This window comes from Xanthobacter sp. ZOL 2024 (assembly GCF_052932325.1).
The window spans coordinates 433,908-459,576 of record NZ_CM128808.1 but is presented as its reverse complement, the minus strand read 5'-3'; the positions used below and the strand labels follow the sequence as shown (position 1 = coordinate 459,576).

At 68.8% G+C, this 25,669-nt stretch carries 20 protein-coding genes; 9 read left to right on the top strand and 11 right to left on the bottom strand.

The window, feature by feature from the left end; translation table 11 throughout:
• Window positions 1-10: 10 nt before the first annotated feature.
• A complete protein-coding gene (locus ACU4E7_RS02295) occupies window positions 11-2,053 on the bottom strand; it encodes a TonB-dependent receptor domain-containing protein (protein ID WP_447020512.1) in 2,043 nt (680 codons plus the stop codon).
• Window positions 2,054-2,386: 333 nt separating this feature from the next.
• Here ACU4E7_RS02295 and ACU4E7_RS02290 point away from each other — a divergent pair, with 333 nt between their 5' ends.
• The 4 genes from ACU4E7_RS02290 (at window position 2,387) to ACU4E7_RS02275 (ending at window position 6,421) form a co-directional block, all read left to right on the top strand.
• Window positions 2,387-3,445 carry an ABC transporter substrate-binding protein gene (locus tag ACU4E7_RS02290; RefSeq protein WP_447020511.1) on the top strand — a complete coding sequence of 353 codons (1,059 nt, stop codon included), beginning with the start codon at window positions 2,387-2,389 and terminating at the stop codon, window positions 3,443-3,445.
• A complete protein-coding gene (locus tag ACU4E7_RS02285) occupies window positions 3,442-4,467 on the top strand; it encodes a FecCD family ABC transporter permease (RefSeq protein ID WP_447020510.1) in 1,026 nt (341 codons plus the stop codon). Before ACU4E7_RS02290 ends, ACU4E7_RS02285 begins: the two co-directional genes overlap by 4 nt.
• A 2-nt stretch (window positions 4,468-4,469) precedes the next feature.
• Window positions 4,470-5,246, top strand: a complete 777-nt coding sequence (locus ACU4E7_RS02280; RefSeq protein ID WP_447020509.1) for an ABC transporter ATP-binding protein — start codon at window positions 4,470-4,472, stop codon at window positions 5,244-5,246.
• Window positions 5,247-5,320: 74 nt separating this feature from the next.
• Complete coding sequence (locus ACU4E7_RS02275; RefSeq protein ID WP_447020508.1) at window positions 5,321-6,421, top strand: NAD(P)/FAD-dependent oxidoreductase; 1,101 nt, start codon at window positions 5,321-5,323, stop codon at window positions 6,419-6,421.
• Window positions 6,422-6,453: 32 nt separating this feature from the next.
• On the opposite strand, the gene ACU4E7_RS02270 is transcribed toward ACU4E7_RS02275, so the two are convergent.
• The 6 genes from ACU4E7_RS02270 to ACU4E7_RS02245 form a co-directional block, all read right to left on the bottom strand.
• Window positions 6,454-7,101: an FABP family protein gene (locus ACU4E7_RS02270; protein WP_238120662.1), complete on the bottom strand. Its 648-nt coding sequence runs from the start codon at window positions 7,099-7,101 to the stop codon at window positions 6,454-6,456.
• A gap of 270 nt (window positions 7,102-7,371) precedes the next feature.
• Window positions 7,372-8,553 carry a CaiB/BaiF CoA transferase family protein gene (locus tag ACU4E7_RS02265; protein ID WP_447020507.1) on the bottom strand — a complete coding sequence of 394 codons (1,182 nt, stop codon included), beginning with the start codon at window positions 8,551-8,553 and terminating at the stop codon, window positions 7,372-7,374.
• Between the two features lie 432 nt (window positions 8,554-8,985).
• A complete protein-coding gene (locus tag ACU4E7_RS02260; RefSeq protein ID WP_447020506.1) occupies window positions 8,986-10,113 on the bottom strand; it encodes an acyl-CoA dehydrogenase family protein in 1,128 nt (375 codons plus the stop codon).
• A gap of 199 nt (window positions 10,114-10,312) precedes the next feature.
• Window positions 10,313-11,503, bottom strand: coding sequence for an acetyl-CoA C-acyltransferase (locus ACU4E7_RS02255; RefSeq protein WP_447020505.1), 1,191 nt, complete (start codon window positions 11,501-11,503; stop codon window positions 10,313-10,315).
• 24 nt (window positions 11,504-11,527) lie between these two features.
• The gene (locus ACU4E7_RS02250) at window positions 11,528-12,295 is read right to left on the bottom strand and encodes a 3-hydroxyacyl-CoA dehydrogenase (RefSeq protein WP_447020504.1); all 768 of its coding nucleotides are present in this window, start codon (window positions 12,293-12,295) and stop codon (window positions 11,528-11,530) included.
• Window positions 12,296-12,321: 26 nt separating this feature from the next.
• A complete protein-coding gene (locus tag ACU4E7_RS02245) occupies window positions 12,322-13,995 on the bottom strand; it encodes an acyl-CoA synthetase (protein WP_447020503.1) in 1,674 nt (557 codons plus the stop codon).
• 141 nt (window positions 13,996-14,136) lie between these two features.
• On the opposite strand from ACU4E7_RS02245, the gene ACU4E7_RS02240 reads away from it, so the two are divergent.
• The 5 genes from ACU4E7_RS02240 (at window position 14,137) to ACU4E7_RS02220 (ending at window position 22,606) form a co-directional block, all read left to right on the top strand.
• Window positions 14,137-15,129, top strand: a complete 993-nt coding sequence (locus tag ACU4E7_RS02240) for an AraC family transcriptional regulator (RefSeq protein ID WP_447020502.1) — start codon at window positions 14,137-14,139, stop codon at window positions 15,127-15,129.
• 823 nt (window positions 15,130-15,952) lie between these two features.
• The gene (locus tag ACU4E7_RS02235; protein WP_238120668.1) at window positions 15,953-16,666 is read left to right on the top strand and encodes a phosphatidylserine decarboxylase; all 714 of its coding nucleotides are present in this window, start codon (window positions 15,953-15,955) and stop codon (window positions 16,664-16,666) included.
• On the top strand, window positions 16,666-17,508 hold the full coding sequence (gene pssA, locus ACU4E7_RS02230; RefSeq protein ID WP_447020501.1) for a CDP-diacylglycerol--serine O-phosphatidyltransferase: 843 nt from the start codon (window positions 16,666-16,668) through the stop codon (window positions 17,506-17,508). Before ACU4E7_RS02235 ends, pssA begins: the two co-directional genes overlap by 1 nt.
• 80 nt (window positions 17,509-17,588) lie before the next feature.
• Window positions 17,589-18,299, top strand: a complete 711-nt coding sequence (locus tag ACU4E7_RS02225; protein ID WP_447020500.1) for a GntR family transcriptional regulator — start codon at window positions 17,589-17,591, stop codon at window positions 18,297-18,299.
• A 572-nt stretch (window positions 18,300-18,871) separates the two neighbouring features.
• Window positions 18,872-22,606: a vitamin B12-dependent ribonucleotide reductase gene (locus ACU4E7_RS02220; protein ID WP_447020499.1), complete on the top strand. Its 3,735-nt coding sequence runs from the start codon at window positions 18,872-18,874 to the stop codon at window positions 22,604-22,606.
• Window positions 22,607-22,730: 124 nt separating this feature from the next.
• Here ACU4E7_RS02220 and pcaD read toward each other — a convergent pair whose 3' ends face one another.
• The 4 genes from pcaD to ACU4E7_RS02200 are packed head-to-tail and all read right to left on the bottom strand — an operon-like array spanning window position 22,731 to window position 25,664.
• Complete coding sequence (pcaD, locus tag ACU4E7_RS02215; protein ID WP_238120673.1) at window positions 22,731-23,528, bottom strand: 3-oxoadipate enol-lactonase; 798 nt, start codon at window positions 23,526-23,528, stop codon at window positions 22,731-22,733.
• Between the two features lie 24 nt (window positions 23,529-23,552).
• Window positions 23,553-24,590, bottom strand: coding sequence for a cyclase family protein (locus tag ACU4E7_RS02210; protein ID WP_238120674.1), 1,038 nt, complete (start codon window positions 24,588-24,590; stop codon window positions 23,553-23,555).
• A gap of 31 nt (window positions 24,591-24,621) precedes the next feature.
• Complete coding sequence (locus ACU4E7_RS02205; RefSeq protein ID WP_447020498.1) at window positions 24,622-25,344, bottom strand: SDR family oxidoreductase; 723 nt, start codon at window positions 25,342-25,344, stop codon at window positions 24,622-24,624.
• On the bottom strand, window positions 25,341-25,664 hold the full coding sequence (locus tag ACU4E7_RS02200; protein WP_238120676.1) for a YciI family protein: 324 nt from the start codon (window positions 25,662-25,664) through the stop codon (window positions 25,341-25,343). Before ACU4E7_RS02200 ends, ACU4E7_RS02205 begins: the two co-directional genes overlap by 4 nt.
• Window positions 25,665-25,669: the final 5 nt, after the last annotated feature.

The following is a 25,669-nucleotide window of genomic DNA, read 5'->3' as shown; positions in this document are numbered from 1 at the left end:
TCGCAGGAGATCAGAAGACGATCCGCCCGTTGATGAAGTAGTTGCGGCCAGCCTGGGTATAGAGCCATTCGGTCTCATACTGTGTGTCGAATATATTTTGGATTCCCGCCGAGATGGTGGTGCTGGCGTTGAAATTATATTCCAGGCTGAAATTGGCCAGGGTGAAGCCCGCCGTCTTCACGTAATTGAGCGCGCCGAAGGATGGGTTGGTCCAGCGGGAGGAGGACATCTGCAGGCTGGGAATGAGGGTGATGTTCTCCCAGGCCTTCCATTTGGCATAAAGGAAGGCGTACTGGCTCGGCGTGCCCAGCGGCTGGGTGCCGACGACGGGCGAGCTGATGTCCACATTGATGAAGGTGTAATTGCCGCCGATCAGCAGGGTGTCGGAGGCCTTCCACTCGGCCTTCAGCTCGAAGCCGACATTGTCGCTGTCGCCCACGTTCTGGTTCTGGGTGATCCAGGTGTCGTTGTCGACGCTCCACTGGTCGGTATCCACGCTCTGGATGAGATCTTCCACCCGGCTGTAGAACACCGAGGCGCCGAGGGCGAGGGAGCCATAGAAGGTGTCGTGCCAGCCGATCTCGTAATTGGTGGCCCGTTCCGGCGCCAGATAGGGATTGGAGATGGCCGAGCCGAAGCGCGAGCTGAAGCGCTCGAACAGGGTGGGGAAGCGGGTGCGGCTGGAGACGCTGGCGTTCAGCTGCCCCTTGTCGCTATAGCGGTAGATGAGGGCGAACTGCCAGTCGATGGCGTCGTCGCTGGTCAGGGGCTGATTGTAGAGCACATCCACGCCGCTGCCGTCGATGTCGCCATAGTCCTGGGCCAGCAGCAGGTCGCGGTAATTGTAGCTGACGCCGGCCACGAAATCGAAATTCTGGGTGATGTGATAGGTATTTTCCGCGCCCACCGACATGACCGCTTCGGACTGCTTGTAGGTGGGGTCCCGCTGTGCGGTGCCGATGCCCGGAGTGTTCACATTGCTCGCCGCATGGCTGTCTCGGCGATAGGTGAGAACGCCCTTGAGGGTGTCCTTCTCATTGATCTGATGCACCAGCTCCAGATCGGTGCCGAAGCTCTCGTCATTATAGATGCTGTCGAAGCCGCGCGCCGACTGGGTCAGGAAAGCGTTATCGTCATAGGCGGAGAGGGTGTTGTCGAACCAGGTGTAATAAAAGCGTGTGTTGAAATAGGTGTTGGTGCCGATGGCGGTCTTGGAGAGAAAATAGACCGTCTGATAATTCCACTCCGGCCAGGTCCAGTTGCGGCCCTGGCGGGCATCGGCATGCCCCTCCCAGCCATTGGGCGTGCGCACATTGTGGTAGATGTCGTAGGGGTTGCCCTTCTCGCCCTGCTGGACCGTATAGTTCAGGGTGTATTCGTCGGTATCGTTAGGGGTGAAGCCGGCCTTCAGATTCACCCGCCAGTCCCGGGAATCGGAAAAGTCGCGCCGGCCGCCGTCTTCCGCCGCAGGATTGAGCGGGGAAAAATCGAGCGGTAGGAAGAAGCCGTCGGAATCCGCGAAGGTGCCGGTGGCCTGGAGATAGTATTTCTCCTGCTTGGTGCCGAGCGACGCGGTGGTGTTGAAGTCCGTGTACGCGCCCGTATTGCCCAGGCCCACGCCGGCCCGGAACTCGCCTTCCAGCGCCTTGGTGGGCTTGCGGGTGACGAGGTTGATGGCGCCGCCCATGCCGCCCGGGCCATTGAGGACCGAGACATAGCCCTTCTCCACCTGCACTTCCGACAGGTCGGGAGTGAGGAACCGGCCGATGTCGAGGCGGTTGTCATAGGGCAGGTAGACGCGCACGCCGTCGATGGAGAGCGGCAGTTGCCACATGTTGAAGCCGCGCACGGAGACGCTGGGCTCATTGCGCGCACCGCCGCTGGAGACGGTGACGCCGGGCACCAGCGTCAAGGCATCGTCCAGTCGATTGCGGTTGAATGTGTACATTTCCTGGTTGGTGACCGTGGTCTCAGAGATGGCTGCGCCGGTACTCTGCCAATATTCGCTGCTGGTGGGGGAGACGACATTGATCTGGCCGAGCTCGAACACCATGGAGTTAGTGTCCGCCGCCTGCTGCGCATGCGCAGCGGTCCAGGAGGCGGACAAAGCAAGCGCCGACGCCGACGCGCAAAGAGCAATCCTTCGCATCCCAAATCCCATAGCTGAAAGACTGCGGTCGAGAGGGGCGAGCCGCATGTTCACGATGTGGCGGTGAGGACCGGAGCGCCTGTCGCGCGGTACGAACTTCCGGCCTACGCTATGTTTCATGATATATAGCGAAGCGCTTGCATCGGGCAATAACCTTGGGGTAACAATTGTGTCTGAATTTTATATCTACATGTAAAACAATGATAAAATTTTGTCATTTTCGCGGTGGAGGGTCATTTGGCGATTTTCGCTCGGGTCCAGCGGGTGGGCGTGGCGCTGGCGGTCGTGGGTCTGCTGTGCTGTCTCGAGTCGGTCCGGACCGTCGCGGCGTTGGAGCTCATGGATGGCGCCGGTCGCCGGGTGGAGGTGCCTGCGCCGGTGATGCGGGTTTTTCCCGCCGGCCCGCCGGCCGGTCTGGTGCTCTATTCCCTCGTGCCCGAGCGGCTGCTCGGCTGGACCCGCACGCCCGCGCCGGAGGCACTGGTCTATCTCGGGCCGCATGCGGATAAGCCGTCGCTAGGCTGGCTCGGGGGTCGGGGGGGCGATGCCAATCTGGAGACACTGCTGCGCTTCAGGTCCGATCTGGTCGTCGATGTCGGCATGACATCGGGCACCTATGTGTCCTTGGCCGAACGGGTGCAGGGCGCGACCGGCGTGCCGGTGCTGCTGCTCGACGGGCATCTGGCGGCTCTGCCCGCCTCCTATCGCACCCTGGGGCGGGCGCTGGGCGTGCCGGCGCTGGCGGAGGCGCGGGCGGCGTGGATCGAGAACCGCCTGCGCGCGGTGACGGACGGGCTGGCGCGGGTGCCGGAGGCGGCGCGGCCGAAGGTCTATCTGGCGCGCGGCACCACCGGGCTCGAAAGCGCCCGGGCCGGGGCTATCAATGTGGAGGCGGTGGAGGCCGCCGGCGGCCGCAATGTGGTGGGGGAGGCGCTGGGCGGTGGCAGCCTCGTCACCGTTTCCATGGAGCAGCTGCTGCGCTTCGATCCCGATGTGATCGTGGTGCTCGACCCGGCTTTGTTCGCCCGCATGGGCGATGATCCCCTGTGGGGTGCGTTGCGCGCGGTACGGGAGGGCAAGGTGGTGCTGACCCCGCAGCTGCCATTCCCCTGGGTGGATTATCCGCCCTCGGTGAACCGGGTCATGGGCGTGATCTGGCTGGCGCAGCTGCTGTTCCCTGCGCAGATGCGGTTCGATATCCCTGCCGAGGCGCGCGATTTCTATCGCCTGTTCTACCACCACACGCTCAGCGGCGCCGAGCTGGATGCGCTTTTGGCGAAGGCCGCCTTTCGATGAGCCTGTCGACGCGCTCCGGGCGCTCGGTCTGGCTCTGGGTGGGCTGCGCGGCGGGGCTGGCGCTGCTGGCGGCGGGCGCGTTCGCGGTGGGGGCCTACCCCATCGGCGGCGCGGGGCTTTGGGCCTGGGCGTGCTGGCGGCTCGACCTCGGCCCCGCGCCGGCGCCGGTAGTGGTGGCGGTCATCGAGAACATCCGCGGGCCGCGCATTCTGGCCGCCACCGGCGTCGGCGCCGCCCTCGCCACCGCCGGGGCCGCCTACCAGAGCCTGTTCCGCAATCCGCTGGTGTCGCCGGACATTCTCGGCGTCTCCTCGGGCGCGGCGCTCGGGGCGGTGATCGGCATTTTCCTGGCGCTGCCCGTGGCCGGCGTGGAGGCGACCTCGTTCGCTGGCGGGCTCTTGGCGGTGGCCACCGTCTACGGCGTCGCCCATCTGGTGCGCGGCCACGAGCCGCTGCTGGTGCTGGTGCTGGCGGGCATTGTCATCGGCACGCTGTTTTCCGCCGGCATCTCCATTTTGAAGGTGCTGGCCGATCCCTATAACCAGTTGCCCGCCATTACTTTCTGGCTGCTGGGCTCGCTCGCCGGAGTGCAGGCGAAGGAGCTGGCGCTGCTGGCGCCGGCGCTCGTCATCGGCCTCTTGCCGCTGTTGCTGCTGCGCTGGCGCATCGACATCATGACCCTGGGCGAGGAGGAGGCGCGGGCGCTCGGCGTCGATGCCCGCCGGGTGCGGCTGATGGTGATCGGCGCCGCCACCCTGCTCACCGCCACCGCCGTTTCCATCGCCGGCATCATCGGCTGGGTGGGGCTGGTGGTGCCCCATCTGGCGCGTCTGGTGGTGGGCCCGGCGTTTGCCCGGGTGGCGCCGGCGGCGGCGCTCGGGGGCGGCGCCTTCCTGCTGCTGGTGGATACGGTGGCGCGCGGCGCCAGCGATGTGGAGATTCCCCTCGGCGTGCTCACCGCGCTGGTGGGCACACCGGTGTTCCTGTGGCTGCTGGCCACCTCGCGCCGGGGATGGGGGTGAGCATGGCTCTGCTCCGCGCACGCGATCTCGCCTACGGTTATGACGGCCGGTCGGTGGGGCATGGGGTGAACCTGGCGCTCGATGCCGGTGAGGTGCTGTGCCTGCTCGGTCCCAATGGCGGAGGCAAGACCACGCTTTTGAAGACCCTGGTGGGGCTGCGCCGGCCGCTGGCGGGCGCCGTGTGGGTGGAGGACGCCCGGCTCGAGCAGTGGGATGCGGCGCGCCGCGCCCGCGTGCTCGGCTTCGTGCCGCAGAGCGCGCCGGCCGCCTTCGCCTTTCCGGTGCGCGACATGGTGCTCATGGGGCGGGTGGCCCGCCACGGCCTGTTCGCGCGGCCGGACGCGGCCGATCTGGCGGCGGCGGATGCGGCGCTCGCCCGCGTCGGCATCAGCGCGCTGGCGGAACGACCCTTCACCGCCATCAGCGGCGGCGAGCGGCAGCTGGTGCTCATCGCCCGGGCGCTGGCCCAGGAGCCGCGCATCCTGGTGCTGGACGAGCCCACCGCCAGCCTCGATTTTGCCAATCAGGACCGGGTGTTGAGCCTCCTGGCCGAGCTCGCGGGGGAGGGGCTGGCGGTGCTGTTCTCCACCCATCATCCCGATCAGGTGTTCGCCATCGGCAGCCATGTGGCGATGCTGCGCGACGGCGTGCTCATGGCCGCCGGGCCGGTGGGCCGCGTGCTGGACGCGGCGACCCTTGGTCACCTCTACGACCGCTCCGTGGTGGTGGGCGAGGTGGAGGGCCGCACCGTCTGCTTCACCCGCGCCGATCGCTCTTGACCGCCACGGCGCGGGTGGGCGACATCGGCCCCATGCCCGTTGTGCCGGGCCGGTGACACAGACGGATGGGGCGCATGGATCAGGTGGAGTGCATTGTCGTCGGCGCCGGCGTGGTGGGGCTGGCGGTGGCCCGGGCGCTGGCGCGCGCGGGGCGGGAGGTGATTGTGCTGGAGGCGGAGACCGCCATCGGCACCGGCACCAGCGCCCGCAATTCGGAAGTGATCCACGCCGGCATCTATTATGCCCCGGGCAGCCTCAAGGCGCAGCTGTGCGTGGCCGGGCGGGCCGCGCTCTATGATTTCTGCGCCAGCCATGGGGTGCCCCATGCGCGGCTCGGCAAGCTCATCGTCGCCAATGGGCCGGATGAGGTGGCCTATCTCGAAAAGCTGCAGGCCACCGGCCACGCCAACGGGGTGGACGACCTGCGCCTGCTCGACGCGGCCGAGGTCCACGCGCTGGAGCCGGCGTTGACGGCCCATGCGGCGCTGCTCTCCCCCTCCACCGGCATCGTCGATTCCCACGGCCTCATGCTGGCGCTGCAAGGCGATCTGGAAGCCCCCGGCGGCATGGTGGCGCTGGCCGCCCCGTTTGAGCGCGCGGAGGTGACGGGCACGGGCTTCGCGGTGCGCGCCGGCGGTGACAACCCGCTGACACTGGGCTGCAGCCTCCTGGTGAACAGCGCCGGCCTCGACGCCACGGCGGTGGCCGCGCGCATCTCGGGGCTCGACGCGCGGCAGGTGCCGACGCCGAGGTTCGCCAAGGGCAATTACTTCACCTGCGCCCGTAAGGTGCCGTTCCGCCACCTCATCTATCCGGTGCCGGAGCCGGGCGGGCTCGGCACCCACCTCACGCTGGACCTCGGCGGACAGGCTCGGTTCGGGCCCGATGTGGAATGGGTGGAGAGCCGCGATTATGAGGTGGATCCGGCCCGCAAGGGGCCGTTCCTCGCCTCCATCCAGCGCTATTGGCCGCAGCTGCGGGCGGAGGATCTGAGCCCGGGCTATTCCGGCATCCGCCCCAAGCTCAATTGGCCGGAGGGCGCGACGCCGGATTTCGTGCTGCAGGGCGCCGAGGCGCACGGGGTTGCCGGTCTCATCAACCTGTTCGGCATCGAATCCCCCGGCCTCACCAGCTGCCTCGCCATCGGTGATCGGGTGGCCGAAATGGCGGGCTGAAAGGCCCCGGTCGAAGGCCGGGGCCAAGGGACTCAGTCCGCGCTTTCCAGGGTCGACGCCGACATGGGGTTGGGGCGCGGCCGCAGGATCTTGCGCAGGGTGTTGGTGTCGGTGTGGTTGAACACCGGCTCCTGGCCGCGGACGGCGAGGTCGACGCGGGTCACATAGGTCCACGAACCATCGTCGTTGAAGGTGATGTCGATCCGATAGTAATCGGTGCGGAAGGCCTCTTCCAGGAAGGTGGTGGAGCTGATGCCGAAGCGGGTGTCGCCGCGCCGCGCTTCCACGGTGATCGTCTTGTCGCCGGGCTTGGCGGTGCCGCCCGCCAGCACCACCTGGCCGCGGGGGATGGCGATGGTCTGCATGATGAGGCCGGTGGCCGGCTCCCACAGCCAATAGCCCACCTGATCGTGGAACGTGCCACTCTCGCCCGGGGCGGTGATGTGGATGTGGTAGCGCAGGCCATAGAGCAGCTGCGGCCCGTTGGTCTGTGGGTCGATGGGCTCCATCTTCGCCACTTCGCTGAACGCGCGCCGCTCCGGCCCGTCGGCCTTCGGGTTCACGTCCATGCCGGTGTCGGACTGCCATACGCCGGCCAGGCGCTGCAGCGGGCCGAGGTTGGCCAGGGTGTCGGGCGAGAAATCCGGTTCGGTGAAAACGTCGTCAAGTATCTGCGACATCGAACAACATCCCAAAAGAGCTGAGGCATCCTCACCAGAGCCGGGGCACGCGCCTGTGGCTCTGCCGAGTGAAGGCGTGTGCGGATGGGCATCCGCTCAAGCCTCAGCTTGTTTAGGCTGTGCAGCCCCGCGCCGACAACCCGTCCGATGCCGGTGGGGCGGCCGCGGCCATCAGGAAAAAGTCGATACAAGCAAGAGTTGCCGAATGGCGGGCGGGCATGGTGCGCCGGCACCGGTCTGTCTTCTGGCGCTGCCCGTCCTGGGTGCGGGTCAGCGCAGGGCGGGCGGCCAGTCGAGGCCGGTGCGCTGGTCGGGGGCCTGCGGGACGATGGCCGCCTCCACCACGGCGGGGGCGAGGCCCAGGGCCGTCAGGACCTCCCGCGTCTGGTCGGTCTCATCCAACGGGTGGGCCACGGCCGGCGTGCGCGACAGCACCGGCACCGCCGGCACCGCATGGGGGCCGGAGGTGGGATGGCGGGCGGCGATATGCGGGTCGCGCCATACCTCGTGGGGCTCCAGCACCGGGGCGACACAGGCATCGGTGCCGGTGAACAGCGCCGACCAATGGTCGCGCGGCCGGGCGGCGAAGGTCTCGCCGAGCCGGCGTTCGATCTCCGGCCAGTTGGCGCGGGCCATGTGGTCGGGCACGGGGCCGAGATCGAGGGTGCGCCACAGGGTCTCGAAGAAGCCTCGTTCCAGGGCGCCGACGGCGATGAAGCGGCCATCGGCGCAGGGATAGGTGCGATAGAAGGGCTTGTCGCCAGCCAGCAGCCCGTCGCCGCGGGCGGGCCAGTGGGGCGTCTGCCACAGGGGCCAGTGCATGGCCATCAGGGAGAGGGCGCCATCCACCATGGCGGCATCGATCTTCTGGCCCTGGCCGGAGCGCTGCGCCTCGATGACGGCGGCGAGGATGCCCAGCGCCGCCATCAGGCTGCCGCCGGCGAAATCCGCCACCAGGTTCAGGGGTGGGGTGGGCGGCGCCGCCTTCGGGCCGAGCCCGCCCAGCACGCCGGACAGGGCGAGATAGGTGATGTCGTGCCCCGCCTCCAGCGCCCGCGGCCCCTCCTGGCCGAAGCCGGTGACCGAGCAATAGACCAGCTTCGGATTGAGGGCGGACAGTTCCTCATAACCGGCACCGATGCGCTCGGCGACGCCGGGGCGAAAGCCCTCCACCAGGATGTCGGCGCTCTTCACCAGGGCATGGAGCGCGGCGCGGCCGGCCGGGGCCTTGAGATCGAGGGCGATGAAGCGCTTGCCCCGCGACAATTCGGGGATCGCCACCCCGGCGCGCCCGCCGCCCACCACGATCACCTCGGCCCCGAGATCAGCCAGCAGCATGGTGCAATAGGGGCCCGGCGCCAGCCGCGAGAGATCCACCACGCGCAGCCCTTGAAGGGGACCGGAGCGGGGCACGACGGGCACGGTCGGAGTGGGCGTCGGCGTCTCGGTCATGGCGTGTCCTCGGAAAGACTTATGTTTATTGGGAGTTGAACGTGTCTTCCATCCGCCGCCGCTCTCCCTCTCCCGCGTGCGGGGGAGGGCCGGGGAGGGGGCAGCCGGCCGGTGCGGCGTGCTCCGGCGGTGGTCGGGCGTCAGCGTCGCTTTCCCCCTCCCAACCCTCCCCCGCAGGCGGGAGAGGGCTTTGGGGCGGGGTGGCGACGGCAGCGCGCATGACGGGGCGGCGCCGTCGCCGGCCTTGGGTTGGATGTCAGCGCTGGCGTCGCGTGTCGGTCATGGCAGGCCCTCCGGGCGGTCCGTGTGGCTTTCGTTTTGAACGTGTCTTCCACCCGACGCCGCTCTCCCTCTCCCGCGTGCGGGGGAGGGCTTTAGGGCGCGGTTGCGAGGGGCGGTGCGCATGACAGGCTGCGCCCGCGCTCCTCGCGATCAGAGGGCGCGGGCGATGACGATGCGCTGCACGTCGCTGGTGCCCTCGTAGATCTGGCAGACGCGCACGTCGCGATAGATCCGCTCCACAGGGAAATCGTTCAGATAGCCATAGCCGCCGTGGATCTGGATGGCGGCCGAGCACACCTGTTCCGCCGTTTCCGAGGCAAACAGCTTGGCCATGGAAGCTTCCGTGAGGCAGGGCCGGCCGGCCACGCGCAGGGCGGCGGCGTGCAGCACCATCTGCCGCGCGGCCTCGATGCGGGTGGCCATGTCGGCGAGGCGGAAGCCGATGGCCTGGTGCTCGAAGATGGGTTTGCCGAACGTCACCCGTTCCTTGGCATAGGCGCAGGCGGCCTCGAACGCGGCGCGGGCCATGCCCACCGATTGGGAGGCGATGCCGATGCGCCCGCCCTCCAGATTGGCGAGGGCGATCTTCAGCCCCTCGCCCTCGGCGCCGAGCCGCAGCTCGGCGGGAATGCGCATGTCGTTGAAGGCGAGGGCGCAGGTGTCGGAGGCATGTTGGCCCAGCTTCTCCTCCACCCGCACCACCTCATAGCCGGGGGTGTCGGTGGGCACGATGAAGGCGGAAATGCCCTTCTTGCCGGCCTCGGGATCGGTCACCGCGAACACGATGATGACCTGGCCGTTCTTGCCGGAGGTGATGAACTGCTTGGCGCCGTTCAGCACATAGGAATCGCCGTCGCGGCGGGCGCGGGTGCGGATGGCGGCGGCGTCCGAGCCGGTGTGCGGCTCGGTCAGGGCAAAGCCGCCGATCCATTCGCCCGAGGCGAGCTTGGGCAGGAAGCGTTGCTTCTGCTCTTCGGTGCCGAACTTCACGATGGGCCCGCAGCCCACCGAGGAATGCACCGAGACGATGGTGGAGGTGGCCCCTTCCGCCGCCGCGATCTCCTCCAGCGCCAGCGCATAGGAGATGAGATCGGTGTCGGCGCCGCCATACGCCTCCGGCACCAGCATGCCGAGGAAGCCCAGCGCCCCCATCTCGGCGAGCTCCGCCCCGGGGAAGGCATGGGCGCGATCGCGGGCGGCGGCGCCGGGGGCCAGCCGCTCCTGGGCGAAGGCGCGGACCGCGTCACGGATCTCGGTCTGGGTGTCGTGCAGCAGCATGGCGGTTTCCTCGAAAGGTCTTGTTGGTCTTGCGCGCGTTCTGAAGGCGCCGGGATCGGCGTTGAAACGCCGCCGCTCCCCCTCTCCCGCTTGCGGGGGAGGACCGGGGAGGGGGCTGCCGGCCGGGGCAGAGCGCTCCGGCGGTGGTGCGGGCATCGGCGTCGCTTTCCCCCTCCCACCCGGGGGGAGAGGCGCGCGCTCAGCTCAGGCGTTCGATGGCGACCGCCGTGGCCTCGCCGCCGCCGATGCAGAGGGAGGCGATGCCGCGCTTCAGGCCATACTTCTGCAGCGCCGCCAACAGCGTCACCATCACCCGCGCGCCCGAGGCGCCGATGGGATGGCCAAGGGCACAGGCGCCGCCGTGCACGTTCACCTTGTCCTCCGGCAGGCCGAGATCCTTGATGGCCACCATGGGCACCACCGCGAACGCCTCGTTCACCTCGAACAGGTCCACGTCCTTCAGGTCCCAGCCGGTCTTGCCGGCGAGCTTCTCGATGGCGCCCACCGGGGCGGTGGTGAACAGGTTCGGCGCCTGGGCGTGGGTGGCGTGGCCGACGATGGCGGCGAGCGGGGTGAGCCCGCGCTTCTCCGCCTCCGAGCGGCGCATCAGCACGAGCGCTGCCGCGCCATCGGAGATGGAGGAGGAATTGGCCGCCGTCACCGTGCCGCCCTCGCGGAACGCGGGCTTCAGGGTGGGAATCTTGTCCAGCTTGGCCTTGGGCGGCTGCTCGTCGCTGGCGATGACCTTCTCCACCTTGCCGGCCTTCACCGTCACCGGGGTGACCTCGGCGGCGAAGGAGCCGTCGGTGATCGCCTTCTGCGCCTTGGTGAGGGAGGCGATGGCGAAGGCGTCCTGGGCTTCGCGGGTGAACTGGTAGGCTTCCGCGCAATCCTCCGCGAAGGTGCCCATCAGCCGGCCCTTGTCATAGGCGTCTTCCAGGCCGTCGAGGAACATGTGGTCCATCACCCGGCCGTGGCCCATGCGATAGCCGGCGCGGGCGCGGTCGAGCAGATAGGGGGCGTTGGTCATGCTCTCCATGCCGCCGGCCACCGCCACGCTGGCCGAGCCGGCGGTGAGCAGGTCGTGGGCGAACATGGCCGCCTTCATGCCGGAGCCGCACATCTTGTTGACGGTGGTGGCCCCCGCCGAGAGGGGCAGCCCGGCGCCGAGGCCGGCCTGTCGCGCCGGGGCCTGGCCCTGGCCCGCCGGCAGCACGCAGCCGAACACCACTTCCTCCACCTGGTCGGGCGCGAGGCCGGCGCGCGCCAGAGCGGCGGCGATGGCGGCGGCGCCGAGGGCGGAGGCGGTGACATCCTTGAAGTCGCCCTGAAAGCCGCCCATGGGGGTGCGGGCAGAGCCGACGATGACGATGGGATCAGCAGCTGTCATGGGGTGTTCCTCCCTGTTGCGGGTTCAGCGCGGCGGCATGCGCAGCGCGCCGTCGAGGCGGATGACCTCGCCGTTGAGCATGATGTTCTCGATGATGTGCTTCACCAGCGCCGCATATTCCGGCGGCCGGCCGAGCCGGGGCGGGAACGGCACGCCCTTGCCGAGGGCGTCCTGCACCTCCGGGGGCATGCCGGCCATCATGGGGGTCTCGAAAATGCCGGGGGCGATGGTCACCACCCGCACCCCGAACCGCGCCAGCTCCCGCGCCGCCGGCAGGGTGAGGGCGGCGACCCCGCCCTTGGAGGCGGCATAGGCGCACTGGCCGATCTGCCCGTCGAAGGCGGCGATGGAGGCGGTGTTGATGATCACGCCCCGCTCGCCATCCGGTCCCGGCTCGGCCTTGGTGATGGCATCGGCAGCCAGCCGCAGCATGTTGAAGGTGCCGATGAGGTTGATGGTGACGGCGCGGGCGAAGCTCTCCAGCCGGTGCGGACCCTCGCGGCCCACCACCTTCTCGCCCGGCGCCACGCCGGCGCAATTGACGAGGCCGTGCACGGCGCCGAACACCTCTTTCGCCAGCGCCACCGCGGCGAGGCCATCGGCCTCGCTGGTCACGTCCGCCTTCTGGAAGCGGAAGGCGTCCCCCAGCTCGGCGGCCACCGTGGCGCCGGCCTCGGCATTGATGTCGAGCCCCACCACCTTGGCGCCTTCGCCCACCAGCATGCGGGAGACGGCGGCGCCGAGGCCGGAGCCGGCGCCGGTGACGAGAAAGACGCGATCTTGAATCTGCATGGGTCCCCCCGAAATGTCGCGTCGCTTCAGGCGGCGCTGTCCTTGAACTTGGCGGCTTCCTGGTTGCGCAGCATGAAGCGCTGCAGCTTGCCGCTCGGCGTTTTCGGCAATTCTTCCACGAAAGCGATCTCGCGCGGATAGGCATGGGCCGAGAGCCGCCGCTTCACATATTGCTGGAGTTCCTCCGCCAGCGCAGCGGTGGGCTCGGTGCCCGGCCTCAGGATGACAAAGGCCTTCACCAGCTCGGTGCGCTCGGGATCGGGCTTGCCGATCACCGCCGCCTCGATCACCGCCGGATGCTCGATGAGGGCGCTTTCCACATCGAACGGGCCGATGCGGTAGCCGGACGAGGTGATGACGTCATCGGCCCGGCCGACGAAGCTGATGCGGCCGTCCTCCTCCAGCTCCACCGTGTCGCCGGTGCGGTAGTAGCCGCCGGCGATGGCCGGGGTCTCCTGCTTGTAATAGCCGGTGAACCACAGCAGCGGCGAATGGGCGATGTCCACCGCCAGCACGCCGGGCACGTTGGGCGGCAGCTCCTCGTCGGCTTCGTTCAGTACCGCCACCCGGTAGCCCGGCATGGCATGGCCGGCAGAGCCGGGATGCACCGCATGCTTCAGGCGGTGGTGGTTGTTCACCACCATGCCCAGCTCGGTCTGGCCGTAATGGTCATGGATGGGCGCATCGAGATGCTCGGCGAACCAGCGGATGACTTCCGGGTTCAGCGGCTCGCCGGCGCTGGAGACCACGCGCAGCTGACCCTTCACCTTCGCCGCCATTTCCGGCCCGGCGGCGATCAGCAGCCGATAGGCGGTGGGGGCGCCGGCAAGGTTGGTGATGCCGTGTCGCTTGATGACGTCATAGGTGGTCGCGGCGGTGAAGGGGCCATCATAGAAGGTGGTGGCATGGCCCAGCAGCAGCGGCCCGGTGACCGCGTAATAGAGCCCATACGCCCAGCCGGGATCGGCGATGTTCCAGAACTTGTCGTCAGGCCGCAGGTCCACCGCGTCCCGCATGTAGATGGTGAAGGCGAGCAGCGCCTTGAGGGGCACCGGCACGCCCTTGGGCAGGCCGGTGGTGCCCGAGGTGGACATCATGAGGAACAGGTCCGAGCCCTTGCGCAGCACCGGCGCGAAATCCGCGCTCTGGCGGGCGAGCTCGGCATGGAAGTCGATGTCGTCGAGGCGCGGGGCGGCATCACCCGGGCGGGTGACGAGGGCGACCTTCGGGGCCTTCTCCAGATCGTCCAGCTTCGGGCGATTGTGGCTGTCGGTGACCACCAGCTTGGCCTCGGAGGTCTTCAGCCGGTGCTCGATGGCCTTGGGGCCGAAGGCGGTGAACAACGGCTGGTAGACCGCCCCCGCCCGCCAGGTGCCGAGAATGGTGATGAGCAGTTCCGGCGTGCGCGGCAACAGGCCCGCCACCACGTCGCCGGGCCCGATGCCCTGGGCGGTGAGAAGGTTCGCAAAGCGGGCCGAAAGCGCCTTCATCTGGGCGAAGGTGTAGCTCGCTCGCCGGCCATCGGCGCTTTCCCAGTCGAGAATGGTGCCGCCGGAGGCTGCATGGCGATCGCAGCACTCGATGCAGGCGTTGATGCCGGTGTCCAGATCCCCGTCGAGGAGGGCGGCGACATCTTCAAAGCGGAAGTCGCGGACGGCTTCGGCATGGCTGGGGGTGGCGTTGGGAGTGTCGGCCATCATGCTCCTCCGTTGGTCCCGGTTCTGCCCATGGGGCGGGGACCCTTGTGCGTTTCGGCGATCTAGCGACGAAGCCGGGTGGCATACGATGACCAAATTGGACTAAATCTGTGATCGTTTTTGCAATGTTTCGTGAGGCGTGTCGTGGAACGGCGCATGATCTCGCCGGGCTTCGTCGATGATGCGCTGCAATGCCTGCGCCGCCGCGGTATCGACGAAGCTCCGCTGCTGGCTCGCGCCGGCCTGCCCGCGGTGGTGCGCGAGCCGGTGTCGGCGGAGCGTTATGGGGCGCTGTGGCTCGCCATTGCCGCCACCATCGACGACGAATTCTTCGGCGAGGGGGCGCGGCCTATGCGCTCGGGCAGCTTCACCCTTCTGTGCCACGCCATCCTGTCGGCGGCGACGCTGGAACAGGCGCTGAAGCGGGCCCTTCGCTTCCTGCGCCTGGTCATGGACGATCCCTATGGGGAACTGGTGGTGACTGATGGCCTTGCGCAGATCGTGCTGAAGGATGCGGGCGCGCCCCGCTCCGCCTTCGCTTACCGGACCTTCTGGATCATCGTGCACGGCATCACCTGCTGGCTGGTGGGCCGGCGCATCCCATTGCGACGGGTGGATTTCCGCTGCGGTCCGCCGGCCCATGGGGCGGATTACGGTCTGTTCTTCGGCGCGCCGGTGCGGTTCGGGCAGGCGGAGAGCGTGCTTGCCTTCGACGCGGATTTCCTGCGCCTGCCGGCGATCCGCAACGAGCGGGCGTTGCGCGATTTCCTGCGCCGGGCGCCCGCCAACATCCTGGTGCGCTACCGCCATGATGCCGGCCTGGTGGCCAAGGTGCGCGCCCGCCTGCGGGCGAGCCCGCCCGCCGCCTGGCCGAGCTTCGCCACCCTCGCCCGCCAGCTGCGCCTGCCGGAACCCACCCTGCGCCGCCGCCTGAGCGGCGAGGGACAGACCTATCGCGAGATCAAGGACGACCTGCGCCGGGCCATGGCGGTGGAGGAATTGCGGCACGGCGACCGCGACGTGGCGGAGCTGGCGGTGCATCTCGGCTTTTCCGAGCCGAGCGCCTTTCACCGCGCCTTCCGCAAATGGACCGGCAAAAGCCCCGGCGCCTACCGCCGCGATGCGCGGGCCGGGTGAGGCCGGTGGGTTTCGCGGTGGGTTGCCGGCGCAGTCGTGGAACCCCGGCCCGGGAAGATCTCCACGCGCTCTTCGCGCCGCGCTCCCTCTCCCGCTTGCGGGGGGGGCCGGGGAGGGGGCCGGAACGTCCGGTGTTGGTGCCGTGGCGGGGCGTGAGGCGGGCCGGGCCGTGTTCGTGCTGAGGGTGGAGTTGTCGGATCGCGTTTCCCCCTCCCAACCCTCCCCCGCAAGCGGGAGAGGGCTTGAGCGGTGCTATGGGCGGCGACGTTGGCGCTGAACCCCGGCCGGGGGGGACCTCCGCCCACTCGCTGCGCCGCGCTCCCTCTCCCGCTTGCGGGGGAGGGCCGGGGGAGGGGGCAGGAGCGTCCGGTGTTGGTGCCGTGGCGGGGCGTGAGGCGGGCCGGGGCGTGTTCGTGCCGAGGGTGGAGTTGTCGGATCGCGTTTCCCCCTCCCAACCTTCCCCCGCAAGCGGGAGAGGGCCTTGGGCGGTGGTGTGGGCGGCGACGCCGGCGCTGAACCCCGGTGTGGGAGGATTACCGCACCCTCGCCGCGCCGCACTCCCTCTCCCGCTTGCGGGGGAGGGCCGGGGAGGGGGCCGGGGAGGGGGCCGGAACGTCCGGTGTTGGCACGTAGCCGGGCCGGGCCGCGCCGGCGTCGGCCGGTCGGTGCGGATCGGGCCGACGCGGACGAGGGGACCGCTCTGGCGTGCTAACTCCACCGGGCCGTTCCCCACCTGCGGCGTTGTCAGATTTGACGCGGCGGCTCGCGCTCACTACCTCTGCCGTTCGTGCCGCACGCGGCGCGGCGTCCTTCGGAGGCCCCATTGTCCATCGTCGCCAGCATCCGCCAGTCCCTGGTGCCCATCCATCGCGAGGGGTACCCCTTCATCGCCATCGCGGTGGTGATCGCCCTCGGGCTGCTGTCGGTTTCGACCTTCTTCGGCATGATCGCCGTGGGGCTCGCCATCTGGACCGCGTTGTTCTTTCGCGATCCGCCACGGGTGACGCCGGTGCGCGAGGGCCTCGTGATCGCCCCCGCCGATGGCCGCATCTCGCAGATCGGCCTCGCCCGCCCACCGCGGGAGCTGGACCTTTCCGACGAGCCGCTGCTGCGCGTCTCCATCTTCATGAACGTGTTCAACGTGCATGTGAACCGGGCGGCGGTGACCGGCCGCATTCTGCGCGTCGCCTACAAGCCCGGCATCTTCCTCAATGCCGATCTCGACAAGGCCAGCGAGGACAATGAGCGCAACGGCCTGGTGCTGGAAACCCGGGTGGGCACGCAGACCGTGCCGGTGGGCATCGTGCAGATTGCCGGGCTGATCGCCCGACGCATCGTGTGTTTCGTGCGCGAGGGCGAGGAGATCGGCGCCGGCGAGCGGTTCGGCCTCATCCGCTTCGGCTCGCGGGTGGATATCTATCTGCCGCCGGGCACCAAGGTTCAGGTGTCCGAGGGCCAGCTCACCACCGCCGGGGAAACCCTCATCTGTGATCTCGCCGCCCCCGCGCCGCGCGAGACCGCCTATCGGGTGAGCTGATGGCGCCGCTGTTTCCCCCGCTGGATCCCGAGGGGGGCCTGCGGCCCCGTTTCGTGCGCATCGGCAAGGTGCCGCTGCGGGTCATCCTGCCCAATCTCGTGACCCTTCTGGCTTTGTGCTCGGGCCTCACCGCCGTGCGCCTCGCCATTGAGGAGCGCATCGAGCTGGCGCTGGCCGCCATCGTGTTCGCGGCACTGCTGGACGGCATCGATGGCCGCCTCGCCCGGGCGCTGAAGGGCACCTCGCGCTTTGGGGCGGAGCTCGACAGCCTCGCCGATTTCGTGAATTTCGGCTGCGTGCCGGCGCTGATGCTCTATTTCTGGGGGCTGAACGAGGCCGGCTCATTCGGCTGGATTGCGGCGCTGGTCTATGCCATCTGCGCGGCCCTGCGCCTCGCCCGCTTCAACGTGATGCTGGATGACCCCGACAAGCCGGCCTTCGCCGCCGACTTCTTCACCGGCATCCCGGCGCCCGCCGGTGCCATCACCGTGCTGTTGCCGGTGTATCTGGAGCTGATCGGCGTGCCCCATGGCGGCATCAGCGCACCTCTGGCGCTCATCTACTGCCTCATCATCGGCTTTCTCATGATCTCCACGGTGCCGGCGTGGTCGGGCAAGACCATCGGCCGCCGCATCCGCCGCGACATGGTGCTGCCGCTGCTGGTGGTTGTGGCCATCTTCTTTGCCCTTCTGGCCAGCTATCCGTGGATCGTGCTGGCGGTGTGCTCCATCATCTATCTGAGCCTGCTGCCCATCTCCACCATCCGCTACCGTCGCCTGATGGCGGCCCACCGGGCGGAGCTGGCCGCTGCCGAGAGCGCGCCCCCCGCCGGCCAGGGCTGAGGGGCGGGCGGAGGCGGTCCGGCGCTACGGACTATCCCGGATTCCGGCGGGCGCCGGACTCACGGTAGTTTGATCGCGTCATGTTGAACGCGACCGACATCCAGCCCGAAGGCGCCGTGGCACCCGCTCGTGTCCGCCGTCGCGCGCCCGCCGCCCGCGCCACCACGCGCACGGAGGAACTGCGGCTGCAGATCGCCGAGGACATCACCAGCGGTCGGCTGGTGCCCGGCACGGCGCTGGAAGAGGTGGAGATCGCCAAGCGCTACGGCGTTTCGCGCACTCCGGTGCGCGAGGCGCTGCGCAATCTGGCGGCCGCCGGGCTGGTGGAAGCGCGGCCCCATCGCAGCGCTTTGGTGGCACACCCCTCGATGGAACGGCTGCGTGGCATGTTCGACGTGATGGCCCAGCTGGAAGCCATGTGCGCCGGCCTGGCCGCCGTGCAGGCGACACCGGTGGAGCGGGCCGCCCTGGTACGGTTGCATGACGACCTTGCCAGCGCGATCCATGCCGGCGACGAGGAGCCGTGCAACGCCTTCGACGAGCGCTTTCACGCCACCGTCAATGCCGGCTGCCACAACGAGTATCTGGCCGAGCTCGCCACCGCGACCCGGGTGCGCCTGCGCCCCTTCCTGCGGGCGAAATACCGCTCCCTGGAGCGGCTCGCCGAATCCTACCGCGAGCACGACCGGGTGCTGACCGCCATCCTGCGCGGCGACCGGGCCGAGGCGGAAGCCGCCATGCGCGCCCATGTGCTGGCGACGCCGGCCATCGCCGCCACCCTCGTTTCGTAGCACGGTTATCCAAGGGGCCACACACCTAACGGGCCCCGGTCCCCGTCCACTGCGGACGTCGGGACGCGGGCCGCGGCGGCTCGCCAGCGCCGCGATCTGAATGGTGATGTCCGATCACCGGCATCAAACCTCACTAGATCTAGTGGCATGGTGAGCGTGATGCGCTGCGGCCACAGTCGGCGGTGCGCTGTCTCATGCTGTGGATGACGGTGAAGATCGTCTGGCGCCGGCAAAGGACCGTTGAAGCCGCGAAAATCGCTCCAGGACTGGGGTTTTAAGGTTTTCTTAACGGGCTACAGGCACCATATGTTGTGGCGAAGGATGATTGCGCTACCAGATTAAGGCGAGAACGTGTTTGACGTCTGGGGGGACTCGCACTAGCGTCCCTCCCCTGAGCGGCGAGCAATCCAGGCGATCGTGAGATCGGATGGACGGGTCGGCGTCATCCTCCATCGAGCAGTCCAAAGTCCGGGTCCGCGCCGCCGCGTCGGGCACGTCGTTGAGTCACGGCTGCTACATCTAGATGATATAATCTTCGGTCCGGGCTGGGACCGAGCGAAGGAGCACCGGTCATGCGCGTTGAACGTCGCTACACGCAGGAGGGCCGTTCCCCTTACGCGGATATTGAGTTCCGCGCGACCGTGAGCGAGATCAAGAATCCCGATGGTTCCGTGGTGTTCCGCCAGGACGGCATCGAGGTTCCCGCGCAGTTCTCGCAGGTGGCGAGCGACATCCTCGCGCAGAAGTATTTCCGCAAGGCCGGCGTGCCGGCGCGGCTGAAGAAGGTGGAAGAGAATACCGTTCCCGCCTTCCTGTGGCGCTCGGTGGCCGATGACGCCGCCCTCGCCGCTCTGCCGGAAAAGGCGCGCTATATCGGCGAGACCTCGGCCCGCCAAGTGTTCGATCGTCTGGCTGGCACCTGGACCTATTGGGGCTGGAAGGGCGGCTATTTCGACACCGAGGCCGACGCCCAGGCGTTCTTCGACGAGCACCGCTACATGCTCGCCATGCAGATGGCCGCGCCCAATTCGCCCCAGTGGTTCAACACCGGCCTGTTCTGGGCTTACGGCATCGATGGGCCGGGCCAGGGCCACTTCTATGTGGATTTCGAGACCGGCGAGCTGAAGTCCTCCACCTCGGCCTATGAGCATCCCCAGCCCCACGCCTGCTTCATCCAGTCGGTGGGCGACGACCTTGTGAACGAGGGCGGCATCATGGACCTGTGGGTCCGCGAGGCGCGCCTGTTCAAGTATGGCTCCGGCACCGGCACCAATTTCTCGTCCCTGCGCGGCGAGGGCGAGCGCCTGTCCGGCGGTGGCCGCTCGTCCGGCCTCATGAGCTTCCTCAAGATCGGCGACCGCGCGGCGGGCGCCATCAAGTCCGGCGGCACCACCCGCCGTGCCGCCAAGATGGTGGTGGTGGACGCCGACCATCCGGATATCGAGAACTATGTGGAATGGAAGGTGCGCGAGGAGCAGAAGGTGTCTGCCCTCGTCACCGGCTCCAAGCTCAACGCCAAACACCTCAAGGCCATCCTCAAGGCCTGCGTGAACTGCGAGGGCGTGGGCGACAGCTGCTATGATCCGGAGAAGAACCCGGCCCTCAAGCGCGAGATCAAGGCGGCCCGCAAGTCGGCCATCGCCGATGCCGCCATCCGCCGGGTGATCCAGTTCGCCCGCCAGGGCTACAAGGACATCGACGTCGCCATCTACGATACCGATTGGGATGGCGAGGCCTATCTGACGGTGGCCGGCCAGAACTCCAACAATTCCGTGCGCGTCACCGACGGCTTCCTGCGCGCGGTGGAGGCTGACGGCGACTGGGATCTGATCCGCCGCACCGACGGCAAGGTGGCCAAGACCATCAAGGCCCGCGACCTGTGGGAGAAGATCGGCTCCGCCGCCTGGCATTGCGCCGATCCCGGCATCCAGTTCCACACCACCATCAACGACTGGCACACCTGCCCGGCCGGCGGCGACATCCGCGCGTCCAATCCGTGCTCGGAATACATGTTCCTGGACGACACGGCCTGCAATCTGGCTTCGCTCAACCTCCTGCAGTTCCGCGATGCGGCCAAGCAGTTCGATGTGGCGAGCTATGAGCATGCGGTGCGGCTGTGGACCATCGTGCTCGAAATCTCGGTGCTGATGGCGCAGTTCCCGTCTCGCCAGATCGCCGCGCTGTCCTATGAGTACCGCACCCTCGGCCTCGGCTATGCCAATATCGGCGGCCTTCTGATGTCGGGCGGCATTCCCTATGACTCGGCCGAGGGCCGGGCCATCTGCGGCGCGCTCACCGCCATCATGACCGGCGTGTGCTATGCCACCTCCGCCGAAATGGCCAAGCAGCTGGGCCCGTTCCCGGCCTATGGCGCCAATGCGGAGGCCATGCTGCGGGTGATCCGCAACCACCGCCGCGCCGCCTATGGCGAGGCGGAAGGCTATGAGGGCCTCGCCGTCAGCCCGGTGCCGCTCGATCGCGCCTCCTGCACGGACCAGCGCCTCGTCGCCCATGCGGCGGCGGCCTGGGATCGCGCCCTGGAGCTGGGCGAGCGCCACGGCTACCGCAATGCGCAGGTCTCGGTGATCGCCCCCACCGGCACCATCGGCCTGGTGATGGATTGCGACACCACCGGCATCGAGCCCGACTTCGCACTGGTGAAGTTCAAGAAGCTGGCCGGCGGCGGCTACTTCAAGATCATCAACCGTGCGGTGCCGGAAGCGCTGCGGGCGCTCGGCTATGGCGAGGCGGAGATCGCCGAGATCGAGGCCTATGCGGTGGGTCACGGCTCGCTGGCCCAGGCCCCGGCCATCAACCATTCGACCCTGCGCGCCAAGGGCTTCGACGACGCGGCCATCACCAAGGTGGAAGCGGCGGTGAAGACCGCCTTCGACATCAAGTTCGCCTTCAACCGCTGGACCTTCGGCGAGGAGTTCCTGAAGGACGTGCTGAAGGTGCCGGCGGCGCAGCTGGCGGACCCCAAGTTCGACCTGTTGACCTTCCTCGGCTTCTCCAAGGCCGATATGGACGCCGCCAACATCCATGTGTGCGGCGCCATGACCCTGGAGGGTGCCCCGCACCTGAAGGTGGACCATCTGCCGGTGTTCGATTGCGCCTCTCCGTGCGGCCGCCTCGGCAAGCGCTATCTGTCGGTGGAAAGCCACATCCGCATGATGGCCGCGGCGCAGCCGTTCATTTCTGGCGCCATCTCCAAGACCATCAACATGCCCAACGAGGCGAGCGTGGAGGACTGCAAGGCGGCCTACCTGCTCTCCTGGCGCCTCGCGCTGAAGGCCAACGCGCTGTATCGCGACGGCTCCAAGCTCTCCCAGCCCCTCAACGCCCAGCTGGTGGCGGATGACGAGGACGAGGACGACGCGGTGGAGGCGGTGCTGGCGCAGCCGGCGGCGGCGCGGGCCACCGCGGTGGCGGAAAAGATCGTCGAGCGGGTGGTGGAGCGCATCGTCGAGCGCCCGGTCCATGCGCGCGACAAGATGCCTGACCGCCGCAAGGGCTACACCCAGAAGGCGCTGGTGGGCGGCCACAAGGTCTATCTGCGGACCGGCGAATATGACGACGGGCGGCTCGGCGAGATCTTCATCGACATGCACAAGGAGGGCGCTGCCCTCCGGTCGTTGCTGAACAATTTCGCCATCGCCATCTCGCTCGGCCTTCAGTATGGCGTGCCGCTCGACGAATATGTGGATGCCTTCACCTTCACCCGGTTCGAGCCGGCCGGTCCCGTGCAGGGCAATGACACCATCAAATATGCCACCTCGATCCTGGACTATGTGTTCCGCGAGCTGGCGGTGTCCTACCTCGGCCGCAACGACCTCGGCCATGTGGACCCTCACGACACCGGTTTCGACGCCCTGGGCAAGGGTGCGGACGAAGGCAAGGCGCCGACCAACCCGGCGGCGCGTATCGTCTCCAAGGGGCTGGTGCGCGGCAAGACCGTGAACCTGCTGGCGGCGGCCCAGGCCATCATCGGCGAGCCGCGGGCGTCCACAGACAATGTCACCGTGCTGCGGGCCCGCAGCGAGGGCGCGACCGCGCTGAAGTCGGAGACCGCCGAGCTCAAGGCGCCGGAGGTTCAGGACGACGAGGACGATGCGCCGGTGGCCGAGATCGGCATCGAGACCACCCTGTCGTGGAGTCCGGCGGCCCGCAAGGCCGAGGCCCGCGCCGAAGCCCGAGCCAAGGGGTATGAAGGCGAGGCCTGCCCCGAGTGCATGAACTTCACCCTGGTGCGCAACGGCACCTGCCTGAAGTGCGACACCTGCGGCGCCACCACCGGCTGCAGCTGAGCGAGGGCGCTTCGGCCCGGATCCCAGTCCGGGCCGGCGTGACAGGGGCATGAAATGGAAAGGCCCGCTGCAGCGTTGCAGCGGGCCTTTCTGCGTTTGAAATCTTGCCGCGTGTTTCGCCGGATCAGCCGCGCAGGTGGGTGAGGATGTGGTGGGCCAGGGCCTCCGGCTGCTCCACGCAGGGGATGTGGGAGGCATCGGGGATGCGCGCGACGCGGGCGCCGGGAATGAGCGCGGCCAGGGCCTCGGCGGCGGCCGGTGGGGTGGAGGGGTCCTGTTCGCCCACCACCACCAGAGTGGGGGCGCGAATGTTGCGGTCGCCGGCGGCGAGGTCGGCGTCGCGCACGGCCATGGCGCAGCCGAGATAGCCCTCCAGGCTGGTGCGGGCCACCATGTTCACATAGCCGCGCACCACCTGCGGCACCCGCGCCCGGAAGCCATCGGTGAACCACCGGGCCATGACCCCGGGGGCGATGGCGGCCATGCCGTCCCGGCGGATGGCGACGATCCGCTCGTTCCACACCGAGGCCGGCCCGATCACCGCGGCGGTGTCGCACAGCACCAGGCGATCCACCCGCGGCGCGGCCGTCGCCGCCAGATGCTGGGCGATCATCCCGCCGATGGACAGGCCGCACACATGGGCCTTTTCGATGCCCAGGCCATCGAGCAGCGCCAGCGCATCACCGGCCAGTTCGGCGACGGTGTAGCCGGCGCTGTCGCCCGGCAGGGCGGTGGCATCGGAGAGGCCGTGTCCGCGTTTGTCATAGCGCAGCACGCGGAAGTGCCGGGTGAGGGCGGGCATCACCGGATCCCACACGGCAAGGCTGGTGCCCAGCGAGTTGGCGAGCAGCAGCGTCGGCGCGGTGGCGTCGCCGTCCAGGGCATAATGGGTGGTGAAGTCACCGGTGAGGAGAAAGGGCATCCCGAGGGCTCCGAGGGAAAGCAATCAGACGGTGGCGATGGGCGTCACAGGAGAACCCGCCGCCCCCGGCAGGCGCAAGGGGGGTGCCGTGAGCAGGAAGCGGCTGCGTCCGTTCTGGCGCAGGTGGGCGGCCAGATCCTGGAACCACCACAATTCGCCCAGCGGCAGGCCGAGCTTGAAGAGGCAGTGGTGATGCAGCGGCATCACCGCGTGTTCCGCATCTACGGCGGGGCGCGCGGGCAGCGCCTCCACCGCGTAATTGTCGGCGGCAATGGCGGCGATGCCACTGTCGGTGATCCATTGGAGCAGCCCGGCATCCCGGCCGTCCAGCACGCAGCAGGCGCGGGCCAGCGCTTCCGGGTCTGGTGCGCCATCCATGCGCATCACCACCTCGGCGAAGCCGGTGCGCAGGCACAGGATGTCGCCGCGCTCCACCACCACGCCATCGGCCGCCAGCACCGCCTGGAGGTCGGCAAGACCCACCAGCCGCCGCGCCTCGCCGAAATGATGGGCGAGATCCACCAGCACCGCGCGGCCCTGAACGCCGTGCTCCGCGCTGGTCTCGATGCCGAGTCGGCCGGCGCCGAAGGTGAGGCCGCGGGCGGCCGCCTCGCGCGGGCTCAGAATGTCGGTGCCGGCGCGGAAGCCGTTGTAATAGACCGGCTCGGGCACGCCATCGCCGTCGGCGTCGAACATGGCGCCCACATGCACCAGCGCATCCCACTGGGTGGAATATTGCAGGGCGATCTCCACCTTGTCGTCGCACACCACGTCGAGCAGCCCGGCCTCGTCGTGGCACAGGCACTGGTTCCAGCGTGGCTTGTCGGCGGGGCCGGTGGGTGAGCGCACGGGCGGCCCCCGCCGCGGGTTGAGGGCCTTGCCGCCGGGCCGGTCGAGGGGCAGGCTGAGGCAGAAGGTGCGCCCTTCGCGTACCTCGGCGATGCCCTGCAGCACCTTTTCCGGGGTGAGGAGATTGAGCCGGCCGAGCTGGTCGTCGGGGCCGAAATCACCCCAGTTGGACCCTGCCGGCCGCTGAGCCCAGCGGGGATTGGACGCCATCATATTTCCACCCTTGCTCGACCCTTCGATGCCTTCACACGGTACCTTTGCCGACGGTGATGCCACCGCACACGGGCAGCGTCTGCCCGGTGATAAAGCCCGCCGTCGCGCCGAGGAAAAAGGAGACCGCTTCCGCCACATCCTCCGGCGTGCCCATGCGGCCCACCGGAACGGCGGCGATGATGGCGCGGGTGCGCGGCGCATCGGGTGGGTTGGCGGCGGTGAACAGGGGGGTAGCGATGGGCCCGGGGGCCACCGCGTTCACGGTGATGCCGTCCGCTCCCAGCTCCAGCGCCCAGGTGCGGGTGGCGCCCAGCAGCCCGGCCTTGCTGGCGGCATAGGCGGTGCGCAGTTCCTTGCCGTAGGCGGCCCGGCTCGACACGTTGACGATGCGGCCGAAGCCCGACGCGCGCATGCCCGGCAGCAGCGCCTGCGTGCACTGGATGGCGGTGCCCAGATTGAGCCGCATGACGGCGGTGAAATCGGCGCTGGTGGTGTCGTCGAGGAGCGCCGGGCGCACCATGCCCACGTTGTTGACGAGGCGGGTGATGGGGCCATCCCCCAGCGCTTCCGCCAGGGCGCCGGCGGTGGCGGCCTCGTCCATCATGTCCACGGCGATGAAACGGGCGGCGAGGTCCGCCGGTGGCGGCGCCCGATCGAGCACGATCACCGTGCGCCCGGCGGCGATCTCCCGCGTGGCCACGGCGAGGCCGATGCCGCCGGCACCGCCTGTCACGAGGGTGCGTTCAGCGCTCATGGCGTCACCTGCGGCGGGGCTTCGTTCAAGTGGCAGACGCCATCCACATAGGCCTTGCGCCAGCGGTGGATCACCACCCGCTCGAACAGGCCGGCCTGATGGAATGGGTCGGCGGCGATGAACGCTTCGGCCTCGGCGCGGCGCTCCAGCGCCACCACATAGAGCCCGCCGCCGGCGGCGTTGCCCGCCTCGTCCAGCTTGGCGCCGCAGGCGATCAGCAGATGCTTGTGGGCGTCGAGGAAGGCGAGGTGGGCGTCGCGGGTGGCGGCCCGCAGGTCCAGGGTGTCGGGGCGGTCGAAGGTCTCGATCATGTAGGGCATCAGGT